A 17,841-nucleotide genomic window follows, 5' to 3' on the forward strand; every position below is an offset into this window, starting at 1 on the left:
CGTAACCGAGTTTTATAACTTTACAATGAGAAAACTTCAATGCTATCTTTTTATTCTTTTGCCCTTTCTAGCCTTTTCGCAAGAAAATAACGACTGCGACGAAAAAACCATGCCCTACTGGGCTAATAATATTAATAGCAGAATTGAAGGCGAAAACCCCACACTGCGAAAGGTATTTAAAGAAATTCAACTAGCTGAAACCAATATAGCACCAAGTAGCGGTTTTATAACCTTGAGACTGTACATTACCAAAACAGGTGAATTTTGCGAAATGGAAACATTTCAAATAGACGAAAATTACGAACCTACCGTATTCAATAATGGTGCATTAATAAAAGAATTGGAGACCATTGCACTGAGTTTAACCGATTGGAAAAGGGACAAAGAGTATAAGACCTACAACCTTATACGATTAAAAATTAAAAACGGAAAAATTGAAGAAATTTTTTAAATACCTATTCATTTTTTTGGGGTCCGTAATTCTATTTGTGGTTATTGGATCAACCATTTGGTGGCAAATAAAACCAGATACCGAGAAATCGAACTTTCTTGTGGCTGTTCATCAATATGAAAAGGCACTAGAATACGACCCAGAAAATAGCGATGCTTGGATGGAGCGTTCCGTTTCATATAATAAAGCCGGAGATTTTAATAAAGGGTTTGAATATTTAAATAAAGCTGTTGAAATGGACCCTATTAAACACTTAGGGTATCGTGGGTGGATCAGATTGCGTAAAATGCGTGATTACGACAAAGCCCTACTCGACTTTGATAAACTTGATAACCTTACCCCAAACGTCTCTGACGCACCCTGGGGCGAGGATATTGACTTTTTACGTGGAGAATGTTATTTCGGCAAAAAAAACTACCCAAAAGCGATTGAAATGTTTAACCGTAACATTAAAACTCAAAAAGAAGATTGGGTAGATATACATACGTTCGTCTACCTAGGAATTTGCGAATATGAATTGGGTAATTACGAAAAAGCAATAACCGAATTTCAACGCGCATTACAGCCATCGGAAAGCGTACCAGAGTCCCACTTCGGCATTGCAAAAGCATATCAAAAACTTGGAGATTTGGAGAAATCCAAAGCCCATATTCTTAAAGCAGAAAGTAATATAGCCTTTAAACGAGACGATTATTACAACGAATATTTAAATGAAATCTACCTATCAGAAATAGTAGATTTTAAAGATGCTTTGGAGAACTAACAGGGCTATAGAAGCGCAATAAACAGTAAAATCAGTTCTAAAATTGCTTGTTTAATCCTCCAAAAAACAAACCACTTGGTTTGTTAAGTGCTCAAAACACCCATTTACCCTCACACTCCTTGCATTTTGTCGATACAATTGTAATTGCTGTCGTTGGTTTCTACAATTACCTGCTCCTTTTACCAATAAAAAACAGACCGGTTGGTTGGTTTGTTGTTTTTAGCCATTTCTGTTGAATGTGATTTTATGATTGTGGTTTTCCTGCGGAAAGCCGCTTGTTAATTGTAGGTTTATTCTTTAGTGGTATATTAGTAATACGATCAATTACATATACTCATTGATATTTGGGGATATATGTAATTGTACACATAGCCATTCGTTGTAGCACATTTAAAAACATGACAAACAGAATCATCTTTCTTCTTTTAATTGGTTCTATTGTGACTGGATGTTCAAGTTCAAAAAGATTGAATTTATGGACTAAACAATCGAAGGTTGATGAAGTAAAGGGATTTGAATCTAAATTAAATCCAGATTTAAAGCTTTTGGAAAAGAATGTTAGTTTATCTGAAAGTATCTTTCCTAAAGTAAAGGAATTTGAAATGTCAAACCCATTAATTGTTCGCAGAGAGAAAACACATTTATTACCAATTTACGCCGAGTATTTTTACTCGAAACCAGATTCGACTTTAAGGTATGTAAGTTACGATTGGGAAAATAATCGTTACGGAAATTACAATAACGACCAAATAAAATGGGAAAGCGAAGCTGTAAAATTAAACGCATACAAAACGGAATATGGGCGAATTAAGAAACAGTTAGTTAAACAGTTCGGACAACCGACTAAGCAAAGCGAAGAACCTGTAAAAACTATAAATGACCATGGTGGACCAAATTTTCTATTTCAAAATACAACGTGGGAAACTGAAGAAAAATTGATTAAATTAAATATGATTTTTGGAGCTTCCACTTATAGAATCAGACTGAACTATTATTGGAAGTAAGCGCACAAAAAAAACGTGCTACAACAAAACCTATAAACAATACGGGCTTAGGTATTGAACGCTAAGGTTTGCGTATTTTTATATAGTCGCGAAATCTTTGGGATTTCGCTTTGGAACAAAAAAAGAAAAAACAAAACCAAAAGATTTCGCTACGTGCGTGGCGGAAAGCAAACGCTAGTTTTCACCCGTACTGTTCATAGCCCAGCCGTTATGCACAATTAGACTCAGGTTTTAAAAAAATGAAGAAAATACAAATTGTAATAGCTGATTATAATTCTGGAAGTCAAACTTTTTGTGAGAAACTAAATGAGATAAACTCCTCCAAAAATATTGATTTAAGGGAATTAATTAGAAGTGAGATAAGAGAAAAATCTGTATTAGGAAAAGAGATTAAAGACTGTATTGATAAAGGGAAACTTTTAGATACCAACCTTATTAATAAACTAATTACTAAAGAGATATCTAAATACCACTCTGATATAACAATACTTAATTATCCTAGAACTGAGGAACAATACAATTCTTTGATTAAAATTATTAATATTGATAAATTTTGGCATCTAAAACTGGACAACATAGATTACCTAGCCAAAAAAGAATATTTAAAAATCGATAAAAATTATTCTGCAAAATATGATATAACCATTGAAACCATAAAAAAGAAAATAATTACTAAACAAAATGAATATCAGTTGATTGTAGACATAATGCAAAAAGATTTAAATTATACTTTGATAAGCATTGACTACGGAAAGGAATCAAGTATGATTGATTACTTTATAGACAAAATAAAAAGTGCATAACACGGTGTATGAAAACATAGCTAATAAGTGCTAAACCGAAAGGTTTGGGTTTTATTTGCTTAGACCACCAAATTTTTAATTTGGCTTTAAGAACTGAAAAATTAAATCAAAATATAAAAAATTGGCTCTGTGCTAAACTCAAAATGTAGTATCTTTTTTCACGCTACGTTTCATACACTAGACCGTTAGCAATAATTAGAACAACACTTGCTCTACTCAAAAGCTTAGTACAAAAATTAACCTCTTGAATAATATGAAATTATTAACAACCATTTAAAAGTTAAATATTATGGAAAAAAAAATTGATTACACAAAAGCAGACGCAACACATATTGATTTCCCTGTAACAAACAGAGAAGAACATTTTGATTGGTGGTACTTTGATGCACATTTTGATAACGGAGATCACTTTGTAGTAATGTATTCTCTTAACGATACTAGGTTAAACCCAAGACAACCGTCTGTTAGATTAAATATATATCCACACGGACAACCAGAAATTAGTAAGATAAAACTATATAAAGAGGAGGATGTGACCACTAGTTATGAAAAGTGTGATGTTACACTTGGTAAAGAGTATTGTAAAGATTGTGGCGATCATTATGAGCTTTATACTATGATTGATGGGTATGGTGCTAAATTAAAATTAAAGAAAAAGAATCATCCATTTACAACAGAAGGATATCCAGTGCCAATGCATTGGACAGTAGCTGTTCCATCTGGACCAATAGAAGGAGAGCTATATAAAGGAGGAAAAGCGATTAAAGTTAAAGGTATTGGATATCATGACCATAACTGGGGAGATAAAAGATTAGCAGGTGTATTTAAAAATTGGTATTGGGGAAAAATCCATACTGAAGACATCTCAGTTGATTATTCAATGATGATAGGTTTAAATGGCGATATCGCTACATCAGGAGCAGTTGTTACAGACGAAAACAGTTTATTAATGTCACCTATTGATGCACCTGAAGGACCCAATGCATGTAAAGTAGAAGGTGTTATACATGAGACTATGACAGAAGAAACAATGGGATATACCTTTGCCAAAGACTTTACATTAAAAGGATCAAAAGGTGATTTCAGTTTTATAGCAAATATCAAACTGGAAAAGATTGTAATGATCGAAAAATCTAAAATAGATAAAGGTGAAGACGCTTATAGATACCTTGCAAAAGAAAAACTAATTGTAACTAGAAATGGTGTTACCAAAACGTATCATACAGATGGTTTACATGAAATAGTCTATTTAAATCAATAGAAGTAGATTATTATAATGAAACAATTACTATCATAATCCTCTCATGAAAAATGAAAGGATTATTTTTTTAATTTCTAGAAAAAATAAAAAAACTATTGCTAACAATGTATAAAAAAACATAGGGCTTTTGTGTAAACTCCAAAGTTCTGTGTTTATTTACAAAGTCCGCCAAACCGAAACGGAGTGCATATCAACTGCCCTACGTTCCTTATACTAAACGTTAGCAGTAATTTAATTGAACTCAGAAAATTAATATTGAATATGTTAGAGAAGTTTATTGCATTAGCTAATTCTGAAAAAAACAATGAAAATTCTTTTTTCGAATCTAAAAATGATTTTCCAGAAGAAATCAATTTTTTATTTAAAAACTACTCTAATGCAACTTTTATAGACGGATATTTTTCCTTGGTAAATTCAATCGAGTACCAGGAAGTTTTAAAGGAAGTTTACACTCCCTTTAAAGAACCTTCTAATTGTTTTGCTAAAGATGCTTTTGGTAATTTATATGTTTGGGAAAATGAATCTATTAAATTAATTAATATTAGATATAAGGTTTCCGAAATTATAGGTAGAAAGCCTTCTGTGTTTTTTAATTTAAAAATGACCGATAATGGTTTTTTAGAAAAAAGATTGAAAATTAATATGTTTTATGAAGCTAAGAAAAAGTTAGGGGAATTAAAACAAAATGAATGCTATGGCTACGAACCTCTTTTAACTCTTGGTGGCTCAGAAAAAGTAGAATTTCTTAAAAAGGTTAAAATTAAAGAACATATTTCTATCATTGCTCAATTAACAGGTAAAATAGAATAAATATAGTACTTAAAAACTACTACCAACAATACCTATAATTAATGCGGACTTGTGGTTTTTACGCCAAGGTCTGTGTATATTTATAAGGTCGCTAATCCCGAAAGTTATCGGGAATGGATATAGCTTTAGAACAAGAAAAAGCAAAACTAAACCCGCCCGTACCGATAAGGCACGTTCGGGCGGGCAATAAGCTTTAGCTATGTTGGCAGACGGAAACCAAAAGTTTCCTTGCCTCCGCACTACGCTTAGCCCAAACGTTAGCACACATATGAAAAAAACGTTAACATCAATATTCACACTCTCGATTTTGACCTTGTTTTTCTGTAATTGTAAAAAAGAAAAAGTCATAAGTGATGCCGAGTTTGAACAAACTGTTTTCTATGAAATATTCCCTGCTATTTTAGATTCGATTTACTACGATCAACGACTTCCTCCGCCCCCTCCACCATCATCTGAGTTTTTCGCCAAAGAAGAATACAAAAACGACATAGATAAAGCTGTAGAAGATTACATGAAAAGTGACAAGTTCAAGAATCAAATGGAAAAACGGAAAAGAAAAAAAGATTCTTTGAAAAGCGATAAGGCACCAATATTTATAGTTGTTTCCGACTCTGCTAGTGCATATGAAAAAGATGATGCAACTAAATTATCTGACCATTTTAAAATTCAAGATTCCATAAATTTAAAGCTAGGACTAAACTATAGAATTGACTTAAACATGCTAATATCTAACGATGAAAAGATAAAATTTAAATATCGTTCGGAATTTCCAAAAGGAAGGGAGTTTTGGAAAACAGAATATGATTATTTTATTGCAGCGAACATTGGATTTAGTCGAATATTATTTGATGAATCAAAAACTTATGGAGTGCTAAATGGAGGCTATACAACAGGAATTCTAAACGGAAATGGATTCAGAATTTTTATTAAAAAAAATGAAAACGGTAATTGGGCAATAGATAAAATTATAGGAACCTGGATGTCTTGAAAAAATACGTGTGGTAACAAAACCTAAACGCAATGCGGACTTTAGAGTAAAACCGAAAGGTCTGTGTATATTTATAAGGTCGCTAATCCCGAAAGTTATCGGGAATGGATTTAGCTTTGAACAAGAAAAAATAAAACTAAACCCGCCCGTACCGATAAGGCACGTTCGGGCGGGCAATAAGCTTTAGCTTCGTGCTCAGACGGAAACGAAAGGTTTCCTTGCCTCCGCACTAAGCTTAACCGAGACGTTACCACACATTTATGAAACCAAGAATAATACTGACATTTTTGACTCTAGTTTCTGGACTATCTGTTTTGGGACAATTTAGTCGTGAAAATATTGAAACGGATTCATCTGAAATTGAAATTATCAAAAATTCAGTTTATCATATATACCAAGAGAACTTCAAAAACAAAGATTCTGTATGGAGAAGTGTACACTTTATAAAAGATACGACACGATTAAATACGGAAGGTTGGACAAAACAAAGTGGAAAACGAATCGGAATTTGGAAAGAATATAACTTCAATAAACAATTATTATTCACTCGAGACTATGATAATGCAATTTGTGAAGTGAATAGAAAGCTATTTCCTTACCACGAAATACTTGAGAAAATGAAAAAAAAGGCAGATAGCTTGATTATTTCTAATTATGGTAAGGATTTTTACGACAATCAAGTGCGCTTTGATTTTAACAATTCAGCTTATGACAAAGATGGTTATGTTGGTAATTGGACAGAACCTATGAAAAGAAAACCAACAGAGTTTCTTTTTCGGTATCAAGTGAGATTAGAAAACGCAGATTGGCAAAGCGAAATGATTGGAATTAACCTTGACCAAAAAGGCAATTACGATCCTAGTAACGACAGATTTAACAACAATGGATTTGAAAAAGTAGATTCGAATAATACTGCTTTTAAAATTAACAAAACCGAAGCTATTTCAGTAGCAAAAAAACACGGCTTACAAGCAGAGGATGTTTCTGAATTTTTAACATGGGAAAATTTTGATAAAGCAGTTTTTTATAATGGACAGTTTAGATACTACATTACAGAATTGACAAACCAAATAGATGAAATAAAAAAAGAAGGTCGTTCGAGAATAACTTACAAGTTTAATGTTTACTCATTTAACCCATGGACTGGACATTTTTTAGAGATTAAGAAAATGAAACAAGTTAAGGAATGGGAAAAAAATAGTGGATTTACATCTGGATTATTACCTGATGAATAAAAACGTGTTGTAACAAAGCCTAAACGCAATGCGGACTTTAGAGTAAAACCGAAAGGTCTGTGTATATTTATAAGGTCGCTAATCCCAAAAGTTATCGGAAATGGATTTAGCTTTGAACAACAAAAAATAAAACTAAACCCGCCCATACCGATAAGGCACGTTCGGGCGGGCAATAAGCTTTAGCTTTGTGCTCAGGCGGAAACAAAAAGTTTCCTTGCCTCCGCAGTACGTATAGCTCAGGCATTAGCACAAATAGAGATGAAATACACTTTAATTTTACTTATTACAATTTTCATATTCACATCTTGTAAATCCCAAAATCATGAAGATTTAGTTGGGACTTGGAAATATTCATGGGAATTTAAGCCAAAAAGTGAATATACTTTTGAAACAATGACAATTCAAACGGAAACGGAAAATGGTACAGAATACGAACAAATTAAATTGGAAAAACCAAAACGTGAAATAAGAAATTTTTATTTGGTTTTTGGAGGAGAAACAACGTACACGGAATTTAAAAGTGGAATTGGAATGAAATTCGACTTTCGGGTTTCTAATGATACGATTTATCAAATGGACAAACCCGAATTTAAAATAGTCTCAATTGACTCTGGGGAATTAATCCTGAGAAAAATTGACACCGGTAAGGAACGTGTATATATTAAATCGAATGACGACCTGTCTAAATTTAAAGTACACTAAAACTACTTGTGCTAAAAAAGAACTAAGCTGAAAAAAATCTAGCTCAATCTACCCACATAATTTCTAACATAACCTAAACCTGATTTAGCTATTCATTAAGCTTATTTAATCAATTTGTTATAGACTGAAATAAAGCCAGTTTTTGTTCTTTGCTTTTAAAATTATTCTGCCATAAAATACTTTGAATTAAGGGTTATGGAAACTAGCAATATATCTACACAGAAAACAGTGGTTATTGAATCATGAGAGTACGTTTGAACATCAAAGTTTATTCTAGAACAGCTGTTTTACCCAACTAAAAAACAAACCACTTGGTTTGTTGTGTGCTCAAAAAAGCCTTTTACCCTCACACACCTTGCATTTTGTCGATACAATTGTAATTGCTGTCGTTGGTTTCTACAATTAACAGCTCCTTTTACCAGTAAAAAACAGACCGGTTGGTTGGTTTGTTGTTTTTAGCCATTTCTATTGAATGTGATTTTTATGATTGTGGTTTTCCCTACGGAAAATGATACTTAATTGTAGGTTTATTCTATAGTGGTATATTAGTGATTCGATCAATTACATATACTCATTAATATTTGGGGATATATGTAATTGTGCAGATAGCCATACGTTATGTGTGATGAAACAACCAAAAACACCGAAAATATAAAAAACTAATTAATGAAACACATATTTATTATTGCTATTTCTTTGCTGAGCATTGCCTGTAATACTAAAAATGAAGATCAGAAAAAGTTAGATTTTGTGGAGTTTGACTTTCATTTTGATACAGAGTCAAATGAGATGCCGTACAATTTTTCTTCATATTGGGATACCTTTCCTACAAATGTCGATAGAACAGCATGGGAATTTGCCAAAATCGGAAACATAGAAAGGATGCATGAGATTTGGGATACGAAAGAATCAATTGAAATTGGACTTACGCAGGAACAACGAGATAGTTTTGTCCTCTACAAAGCAATGGATGCAATAGATTACATATTGAATGAAGCTGAAGAGCACCAAGTAGTCATCATAAATGAAGCTCATCAAATGCCCCAACATCGAATTTTTACCACTCAACTACTTGAAGGACTCAAAAGAAGAGGCTTTAAGCACTTAGGAATGGAAGGATATTTTAATACGCCTCAAGCAGATTCAATTATGCAAGCCAATGGTTATCCTATTCTTGATTCTGGATATTCTACACAAGAACCTCAATTTGGCAATTTAATAAGAACTGCCTTTGATATGGGGTTCAATATATTTGGGTACGAAAGCAGTGGACATGCTAATGGGAAAGAAAGAGAAATTAATCAAGCCAGGAATATTGAATCCTATCTAAATCGATACCCCAACGAAAAGATATTAATTCATTGTGGTTTTGATCATGTGTACGAAGGAGATATGCCTAACAATTCCATGGGTTGGGGAAAGGCGATGGCAGGGAGGTTGACAGAATTTACAGGAGTCGACCCATTAACCATAAATCAGACAATTTATTCTGAAAAGGGTAATAGGGATTACGAAAACTCGTATTATCAGATTACAGATCTAGAAAGACCTAGTGTTTTTGTCAATGAATCTGGTGAGCTATTTGGTCAGCAACGAAAGAAAACCTCTATTGATTTACCTCCTATGGGCACATTCAGGTATGACATAGCAGTTTTCCATCCAAGAAGTAAAAAGTACGATCGTCCGCAATGGATGGTGTATCGTGATCGTAAAGAAGTGGAAATATCATTTGTTGAAGAAAATATCCAGTGCCCATGTTTGGTACTTGCCTACAAAAAAGGTGAGAAAGTCGGCAAAGCCGTTCCTTATGATATACAAGAGACGGATGATAAGAAGGTTACATTAGTTTTAGATAAATCCGACTTTGAAATTATCATATTGAATCAGAAGAATATAGCCCTAAAAGCTGAATTTAACTAGGCATCATAGCAAAAACTTTATTTTCACATAGATAACCAAAAGATTTTTATGGGATGGGAGATATGGTAGAATAGATGAATTAATCCAAATGAAGAATAGAGTCACCACACATAACAATGTATATAAAAAATAGCGCGAGTAATTGCTAACACAAGGGTTCGGGCATTTTTAGGAAGTCGCCAAATTTTTAAATTTGACAAATTCCCAAAAATAAAATAATTAATAAAATTTAAAAATTCGGCTTGTGTATCATCCGTAAAGTTATCGCTTATTTTCAGCGCTACTTTTCATATACGAGACGTTACCACACATTAGACAAGACCAATGAAAAAAGGAATTTTAATAACAATAATTGGAATTATAATTATCGGAATTTCTTATTTCGGAATTGAAATGTATGGCTTTGCAAAAGGAGTTAAAGAAGATGCGAAAAAAGAAAATCTGAATGCGGAATTAAATGCTCAAACTCAATTTTCTGGTTATCCGACTTCTGACAAAGTTGAATTTAATATTAAAGCGGGAAAAGAATATTATGCTGGAGAACCAATTGAAATAAAACTGATTTGGAAAAACGAATCTGATAAAAACGAAAAAATAATGATTAGAGATTATTGGGGACATCCAATCGGAACTGGAGCATCAATAATGGATTTAAAAAATGTGGAATTAACAAGCCAAATTTCAAGCCATATTTTAAGTTCTCAATTATTTTCACCAGATGACTTAAAAGAATATGAAATTGAACTCAAGCCAAACGAAACAAAAGAATATTCTGTTGATTTATTAAAAATTCCAATTTTAAAACAAACTGAATCTAATCTGAAAAGCACTTTACCGAAAGGAAAGTATAAAATTCAGGTGTTTTACCCAAAAGTTCTGGTCTATTTGCAAAGTCGCCAAATCTTTTGATTTGGTATTAAAAGAGAAAAATTAAAACAAAACACAAAAGATTTGGCTTGTGGCTTAACCGAAAATAATCGCTTGTTTTCTGCCCTACTTGCCATATATTTAACGTTGTAGTGCATTTAAGAAATCAATGAACCGAGAACAAACAAACTGCGCAGAATGTAAATCCGATTATTTTAAAGATAGTTCGGAAATGAAAGAATTATGTCCGGATTGCGCTCATAAATTGTATGGACACTCAAACTGTGAGCACGAATTTGAAAACGGGAATTGCTCAAAATGTGGTTGGAATGGAAGGACATCAGAATTTCTAAAAAACAAGACGGAATAGTATGGAAATTAAATATTGCTGGAGGTGCAAAATGGAAGTTCCAATGCTGAATAAAGAAGAACATGCCATAGCCTCTAAACTATATGCAAAAGGCTTTAAGGTCTTAAAAAAAGACAGACAAGAACGTTTCAAAGAGCTTTTGGACTACTACAATGATTTGACTGGATTTGGAGAAACTGAACCGAATGCAATAGCGCACCATTCTCTTGGAATGATTGGACCAGATTGCGAGAATTGTGGAAAACCGTATAGAACGCCGAAAGCAAAACTATGTGCTGCCTGCGGAAATAAAAGAAACATTACGGAATAAAAACGCACTACAACAAAGCCTAAACGTAATGCGGACTTTAAGGTGAAACCGAAAGGTCTGTGTATATTTATTGTGTCGCTAAATCTTATGGATTTAGCTTTGGATAAAAAAATAAAACTGAACATTAAATACTTTTAATATTCTTTTATGGAATTTAAATTTTTCCTTAAAAAGTGTAACATTTCGATTTATTGTGCTACTAATTTTACATACCTAAAACAATTAAATTATGAAATTTTTTAAATATTTATTATTAACACTAGGAGTAATAGGAATAATAGCATCCATTTATAACTCCATAGTAGAAGGCTCCGTATATTCCAATAAATGGACATTTATTGGAAGTGCAGGACTAATCTGGTTTGCTTTTAAAAAAGATTTTCCTGGGAGATTTGTTAGCAAATGAATCTAACAAAATTCTGTATGTAGTAATCTCAAAAAGGACTTTTGAGCAAGTTCAAGTATATGGACTTTACTCAAACGTTACTGTTACGTCCCGACTTCTAACTCAGACGGAAAAAACAAATACTAACTTAGGATGGCTATAATTAATACGGGCTTTGGTGCTTAACCAAAGATTAGTGTATTTTTAATAAGTCCGCCAAATCTTTTTATTTTACTTTAGAACAAAAAAAAATTTGGCTAAGTGCTTAATCGGAAATTAATTGCTTTTTAACCCCGTGCTAACCATAGCTTAAGCGTTACAAAACATTAACACTCACTAAAACCTAAGAAGTAATATAAGCATCATAAAAATATGGTGCTAGCAATGTGAAAGATGAAACTTCATATATAACTGGCTTCGATTATAATGACACTCTAAATCAAATTCAATCTGACTATAATAATGGATGGGATATTATAATGATGATAGATTCTGATATGTTAGACGATGAAGCTAGTATATTTGGCTTCCTCACAAATTATCATTGGATTGTCTATGAAGATGACTTGAATATTGATAATTCAAAAAAAGAAATAACTTTTTGATATTGGTGCTGGAATAAAATTAATAACAGAACCTTTAGCAAGAAGGTTTTTAATTCAAATTTTTATGGATACATCAAATACAAAAAATAGATATTATATAATTCTATTCCTTTTAGTTTTATTTAGTTGTAAGAAAAAAGAAGTATCAGATAAATGCTTACCTCTTTATCAATTCAATCAAGAGATTACTTTTGATGGTTATACAGATGACGAATTACAACTTGCAACAGTAAACTATAATAATTCAATAACTGGTAAAATTTCTATTGATAAAAATTCTAAAAGCGTAAAAAAATATGGTCGAATATATTTTGATTCTATAAACGATACAATATGCAAAAAAGACACTTTGATTTTGAATATTGCTAATAAAAAATATCTAATTACTGAAATAGTTCAGAAATCAGTAAAAGTATCTCTAGGCAATGATAGACCTGCTTTTATTAACTTTAAAATTAACAATAAAGAATTCAGAGGAAAAGGTGTAATAAAAAAATAAAAAACGTTTTGTAACCATGTATAAGAAAACATAGGGCTTTTGTGATTAAACGAAAGGTCTGTGTTTATTTACAAAGTCCGCTAAATATAAAATTTGGCATTTAAGTCAAAAAGATAAAAGCAAAAATATTTAATTGAGCTAAGTGTTAAACCCGAAATGTAGTGCTTAAAAACTGCCCTACGTTACATATACTGAACGTTAGCACAAATTAACCAAGATCAATGGAAAATCTAATCACTAGAAATGACATCATGGAAAATCAAACATTTTTTTGGTTTTCATACTTTTCGTGGTTTAGAGGTTTTGATGAAATTAATGAACTAAACATTGACGAAGCTTTAGCAAATGTTATACAAGTTGACACTGATAAAATTAACAAGTGGTCAGAAACTTTTTTTTCATCAATAAATGGAAAACAAAGGTTTATTGGCGGAAAATTGTCTAAAAATCTATCCTTTCAAATAGAATTTCTTGAAGAGGAAATCACGTTTTATATAAATGAGCAATATATTGGAAACTTAGGCGGACACTTTGAAGCCTGGTATTTGACTTTAGACGAAATCAGTGTTTTTGAAAAATATGATTTTATTTTTCTATTGTTACTACCAATGGTTGGTATTACAAAAAATGAGCTTGACTTTACAAAAGAGCTTATCAGTAAAAATTTAAAATCAATACCTAAATTTAAAAATCAAAGTGAATACATATCCGAATGTATAGCTAACGGTTTAGTTATGCATGGGGAATTTTATACTGATGAAAAAATAGGGATTGTAAACAATCAAAACCATAGTGTTAGAAACATAAATAAATATCCTGATTACAGGGAAAATGTGCTAAAGTTGAATAACACACTAAAATAATTACTGCTAACAAAGAACTGAGGTGAAAATCAAACAGATTCTTGCTTTACCTGAGACGTTACACTTCAAGATTATCTAATCTTTATTGTCAAACAATTCATAAATGCATAGAAGAAAAATTCTCTTTATAACACATGCAAATGTAGTAGTTGACCCAAACAAACCTGTACCCGAATGGGGTTTATCGCAAAAGGGAAAAGAACGCCATTTATTGTTCAATTCGAATACTGAAACAAAGAATATTACAGCAGTTTATGCTAGTTACGAGCAAAAAGCCATTGACGGCGGTCTCATTTTATCTAACCATTTAGGTATTGCATTACAAAAGATCGAATCTTTAAAAGAAAACGACAGATCATCTACAGGGTTTCTATATGAAGAAGAATTTCAAGCCACAGCGAACGATTTCTTTGCAAATCCAAATCAGTCCATTAGAGGCTGGGAAAAAGCTATTAACGCTCAAAACAGAATTGTTTCCGCCATGAAAAATATAATTTCAACAGATAAGAGTTCTGGCGATATTGCGGTGGTCGCTCATGGCGGTGTTGGAACATTACTTTTCTGCTTCTTGGCAGGTAAAGAAATATCAAGACAATACGACCAACCACCAAATGGTGGCGGTAATTTTTTTACTTTTTATATAGACAATTTCGAAATCATACATGATTGGCGAGACATTGGTTTAGCAGACTAAACTTAGCAGCATTTTGCATAAAAAACAGCAAATTCTGTTCTAAAATGGCTGCTTTTCCCACTAAAAAAACAAACCAGCTAGTTTGTTAAGTGCCTAAAAGACTCCTTTAACTTCGTACACTTTGCATTTAATCGATGTTATTGCGATTGCTGTCGTTAGTTTCAAAAACTCTTCACTCATTTTACCAGTAAAAAACAGACCGATTGGTTGGTTTGTTATTTTTAAGATAATTCTCTTCTGAGTTCAATTAATTTCTAATTAGCACCAAAAATTAATGTTGATTATGGTTTTTTGGTTGCGGAAGTTGATAGTTAATTGTAGGTTTATTCTTTAGTGGTATATTAGTGAGCAGACGAAATATCTAATTGCACAATGGCTGTAAGTCAATACCCAAAAAACTAAAATGAGTATACTAAAGAAAATATTCGGGAATAAATCTACTCCTAAAAAAACCAAATTAAGAAAACAATATCTGGCTGGCTGGGAGGTAAATTTAGATGGTAAGGAACATTGTCTCAGTTTTATCGAAACACAAATAACAGATAAACAAACAGCAGAAAGTATGTATTCTCATATCATTTTGACTTATGATGAAAATAACTTTTTAGAGTTTGCCGAATCCAAAGATGAGGATGGAAATAATGAAGAACTGATCATAAAAGACGACCAAATAAAATATAGGGATTTAAGAATTAACAAGGTTTTCAATTTTGAAAAAACTGAAAATGGAGAAAATTGGATTGGTGGAAATATACCATCTGACTTTTCAATTCCGGCAAACAATTGTCCAGGCTCTTTTCAATATCTAGGAAAATTAAGTAAAGAAAGTAAAGCCTTTGATTGGCTTCCATTTGACATAAACCTTATTTGCCCAATATATTTAGATTTGGATAAAATATGGCTAGACTATTCTGAGCCGAATTCTCCCAAAATATTGAATTTAGAAAAAGTAAACTCTCTTTCTACAGCTTATGACGATTTAAAATCAGATTCATTTATAGAATACAATAAAATCCGTTTTACAACAAAAGAGGATAAAGCTATTGGTTATGGAATTGGATTTTCAGGAATACCTAATTGGATTCAATTTTCGGATATTCCAAAATGTCCAAAAACACATAAAACAATGAGGTTTTTATGTCAATTACAAAGTAGTGATGAGATAAAAACTAAAAAAACCAATATCACACCAGCTGATAAATGGTACATAAAATACTTTGAGAAAATGAATTTCTGGGGAGATGGAGATTTATATGTGTTCTTTGAGCCCGAATCAAAAATTGCTTGTTATATGATTCAAAACACTTAAAAATAAACGCCTTACAATACGGTATATAAAATATAGCTAATAAGTGCTAAATTCAATGGTTTGTACTTATTTGCAAAGACCGCCAAATTTTCAAAATTGGCTTTTAAAATTTATAAGTTAAAAACAAAATATAAAAATACGGCTCTGTGTTTATCCGAAAAAAATAGTGTGTATTTACAAGATACCTTTCATACACAAACACATTATCAAAGTTCAAATAAAAGATGATATTAAAAAGAATTTTATTGATAGCTATTTTTGGAGTGGTATTCTTAGGTTGCGAAACGGACTCGCTACCTTGTGAAGATGGGTATATAGAATTACCAGGTCAAAATGGACCTGTTTGCGTGCCTAAAGAAGAGGTAAGAGCTGTTAACATGTCAACACCCTTAAGTTAAAATAAACGATAAATTATATGCTCGTAAAAAATGTCATTTCTAGAGAAGACCTTGAAACCATTAAAAAGTGTAAAGCTTCAATGGAGCATATAGGTTGGGCTATAAAAGGAGTTAATATTATTGGAAACTCTTTAGAAACAGGAGCTAGATTTATTCCTGAAAAAGCGCTAAATGTCCTTCAAAAATCTACAGAAAAAATATTGCTGGGATTATTAAAGGCTAATCTCCTTACCATTTCAAAAAACAAACCGTTAAAAGAACCTTCTAGTATTACGTATAAAGCTATAGTTATTGGCTCAGGAACTGTTGGTGGTTTTTTTGGCTCGACTACGGGTATTGGAACAGCCATTTTCGCTTCTGAAATGACCATTACCACAAAGTACATTTTACGCAGTATTATGGATATAGCTAGAAGCCAGGGTGAGGATATTTATTCCCTTGAAGGGCAAATGCAATGTATGGAAGTATTTGCGTTAGGCGGTAAGTCAAAAGATGATGATGGTATGGACACAAGCTATTATGTAGCACGCGCTGCTTTGTCATCAACTTTAAAGAATCTTACTTCGGCTAGCTTACAAGCGGCTATTAAGACTGCAGCAAATAGTTCTGTTGTTTTTGGTTCTAGTGCTATGAATAAATTCATCACCCAAATAGCAGCGAGATTTAGTGTATTAATTAGCGAGAAGTTTATGGCACAAGCTGTTCCAATTGCCGGAGCACTAGGTGGCGGTTCTATGAACTTTATTTTTATCAATCATTTTCAGAAAATGGCGACTTCACACTTTACACTAAGAAGGTTGGAGCGTAAATATGGTGAAGATGCTGTGAGGGAGGCATATTCAAAAATCTAAAAAAGCTTTAAAAATAATAATAAACCGGAAGATGAATTTCCCACTCAGTCGTAAATGTTACGCCGGACTTCTAACTTGGATGAAAAATAACTTAAACGGAAAACAACGTTGGGTATCAATTACTATGATTAATACGGACTTCAGGTTTTTCGCCAAGGTTTGCTTAATATAAAAGATGCAGACACTATTCATTTTTATTGGAGTTTTAAGCTTTCCACTTTTAATTTATTCAATTAAACTTGTCATAAATCAATTGAAATTGAAAGAAATTTCAGTTTTCGATTTAACTGAAAAAACTAAAGATTTTGAAATAACAAAAAACGGAATTCACGCCATATGTATGCTGGGTATTAGTTCTGACTTCAAAATTTCAGGTCTTGAAGCTAGTATAATTACACCAAATGGAAAACAAATTAACCTGACAGAAAATTTAATTAGGTATAGTTCTCTAAGAAAAAGAGTAAAAACAGTTGAGCAATGGAAGTTTGAAACAAATCAAAACGGAAAACATACATTGTTTATAAAAAATCTAGATGATTATATATCAAAAAATCCAATTCTGAAATCTGGAAAACCATTTAGCAATAGAAAAATAGAAACTAAATCACTCAAAATATTAGTAAAACAAAGTGTTTCTACAAAACATCGATTGATTTCAATAATTGGTTTAGTACTTGGAATAAACGGATCATTTTGGGGAATTATGCTTGGAATAAACCCTAATCTTTTTGGGTAAAAACTACACACAAAAAC

General features: G+C 32.1%; 19 protein-coding genes. All 19 read left to right on the forward strand.

Features of this window, described 5'->3' with window-relative positions; all coding sequences use genetic code 11:
* The first annotated feature begins 25 nt into the window (after nt 1-25).
* The 19 genes from QSV08_RS15335 to QSV08_RS15425 all read left to right on the forward strand — a co-directional run bounded on the left by QSV08_RS15335 (nt 26) and on the right by QSV08_RS15425 (nt 17,824).
* Nucleotides 26-451 carry a hypothetical protein gene (locus tag QSV08_RS15335; RefSeq protein ID WP_324024581.1) on the forward strand — a complete coding sequence of 142 codons (426 nt, stop codon included), beginning with the start codon at nt 26-28 and terminating at the stop codon, nt 449-451.
* Entirely contained in the window at nt 435-1,214 is a 780-nt protein-coding gene (locus QSV08_RS15340; protein WP_324024583.1) for a tetratricopeptide repeat protein, read from the forward strand. Before QSV08_RS15335 ends, QSV08_RS15340 begins: the two co-directional genes overlap by 17 nt.
* Nucleotides 1,215-1,612: 398 nt before the next feature.
* Nucleotides 1,613-2,218: a hypothetical protein gene (locus tag QSV08_RS15345; protein ID WP_324024585.1), complete on the forward strand. Its 606-nt coding sequence runs from the start codon at nt 1,613-1,615 to the stop codon at nt 2,216-2,218.
* Between the two features lie 239 nt (nt 2,219-2,457).
* The gene (locus tag QSV08_RS15350) at nt 2,458-3,021 is read left to right on the forward strand and encodes a nucleoside monophosphate kinase (protein ID WP_324024587.1); all 564 of its coding nucleotides are present in this window, start codon (nt 2,458-2,460) and stop codon (nt 3,019-3,021) included.
* Between the two features lie 289 nt (nt 3,022-3,310).
* A complete protein-coding gene (locus QSV08_RS15355) occupies nt 3,311-4,282 on the forward strand; it encodes a hypothetical protein (protein WP_055437642.1) in 972 nt (323 codons plus the stop codon).
* Between the two features lie 261 nt (nt 4,283-4,543).
* Nucleotides 4,544-5,092 (forward strand): T6SS immunity protein Tdi1 domain-containing protein, encoded by a 549-nt coding sequence (locus QSV08_RS15360; protein WP_324024589.1) that lies wholly within the window; start codon nt 4,544-4,546, stop codon nt 5,090-5,092.
* A 268-nt stretch (nt 5,093-5,360) separates the two neighbouring features.
* Nucleotides 5,361-6,080 (forward strand): hypothetical protein, encoded by a 720-nt coding sequence (locus QSV08_RS15365; RefSeq protein ID WP_324024591.1) that lies wholly within the window; start codon nt 5,361-5,363, stop codon nt 6,078-6,080.
* A gap of 260 nt (nt 6,081-6,340) precedes the next feature.
* Nucleotides 6,341-7,315, forward strand: coding sequence for a hypothetical protein (locus QSV08_RS15370; protein ID WP_324024592.1), 975 nt, complete (start codon nt 6,341-6,343; stop codon nt 7,313-7,315).
* Nucleotides 7,316-7,708: 393 nt separating this feature from the next.
* Nucleotides 7,709-8,017 carry a hypothetical protein gene (locus QSV08_RS15375; RefSeq protein ID WP_324024594.1) on the forward strand — a complete coding sequence of 103 codons (309 nt, stop codon included), beginning with the start codon at nt 7,709-7,711 and terminating at the stop codon, nt 8,015-8,017.
* A gap of 696 nt (nt 8,018-8,713) precedes the next feature.
* A complete protein-coding gene (locus QSV08_RS15380; RefSeq protein WP_324024596.1) occupies nt 8,714-9,937 on the forward strand; it encodes a hypothetical protein in 1,224 nt (407 codons plus the stop codon).
* Nucleotides 9,938-10,261: 324 nt separating this feature from the next.
* Entirely contained in the window at nt 10,262-10,846 is a 585-nt protein-coding gene (locus tag QSV08_RS15385; protein WP_324024598.1) for a hypothetical protein, read from the forward strand.
* A 371-nt stretch (nt 10,847-11,217) separates the two neighbouring features.
* The gene (locus QSV08_RS15390; protein ID WP_324024600.1) at nt 11,218-11,484 is read left to right on the forward strand and encodes a hypothetical protein; all 267 of its coding nucleotides are present in this window, start codon (nt 11,218-11,220) and stop codon (nt 11,482-11,484) included.
* 1,054 nt (nt 11,485-12,538) lie between these two features.
* Entirely contained in the window at nt 12,539-12,973 is a 435-nt protein-coding gene (locus QSV08_RS15395; RefSeq protein WP_324024602.1) for a hypothetical protein, read from the forward strand.
* A gap of 221 nt (nt 12,974-13,194) precedes the next feature.
* On the forward strand, nt 13,195-13,836 hold the full coding sequence (locus QSV08_RS15400; RefSeq protein ID WP_324024604.1) for an Imm19 family immunity protein: 642 nt from the start codon (nt 13,195-13,197) through the stop codon (nt 13,834-13,836).
* Nucleotides 13,837-13,939: 103 nt separating this feature from the next.
* Nucleotides 13,940-14,530, forward strand: a complete 591-nt coding sequence (locus QSV08_RS15405; protein WP_324024606.1) for a histidine phosphatase family protein — start codon at nt 13,940-13,942, stop codon at nt 14,528-14,530.
* A 403-nt stretch (nt 14,531-14,933) separates the two neighbouring features.
* Entirely contained in the window at nt 14,934-15,839 is a 906-nt protein-coding gene (locus QSV08_RS15410; RefSeq protein WP_324024608.1) for a hypothetical protein, read from the forward strand.
* A gap of 224 nt (nt 15,840-16,063) precedes the next feature.
* Nucleotides 16,064-16,237 carry a hypothetical protein gene (locus tag QSV08_RS15415; protein ID WP_324024610.1) on the forward strand — a complete coding sequence of 58 codons (174 nt, stop codon included), beginning with the start codon at nt 16,064-16,066 and terminating at the stop codon, nt 16,235-16,237.
* A 17-nt stretch (nt 16,238-16,254) separates the two neighbouring features.
* Nucleotides 16,255-17,088 (forward strand): EcsC family protein, encoded by an 834-nt coding sequence (locus tag QSV08_RS15420; RefSeq protein ID WP_324024612.1) that lies wholly within the window; start codon nt 16,255-16,257, stop codon nt 17,086-17,088.
* Nucleotides 17,089-17,263: 175 nt separating this feature from the next.
* On the forward strand, nt 17,264-17,824 hold the full coding sequence (locus QSV08_RS15425) for a hypothetical protein (protein WP_324024614.1): 561 nt from the start codon (nt 17,264-17,266) through the stop codon (nt 17,822-17,824).
* Nucleotides 17,825-17,841: the final 17 nt, after the last annotated feature.

Source organism: Maribacter sp. BPC-D8, from assembly GCF_035207705.1.
In the GTDB taxonomy this organism is placed as follows: Bacteria; Bacteroidota; Bacteroidia; order Flavobacteriales; family Flavobacteriaceae; genus Maribacter.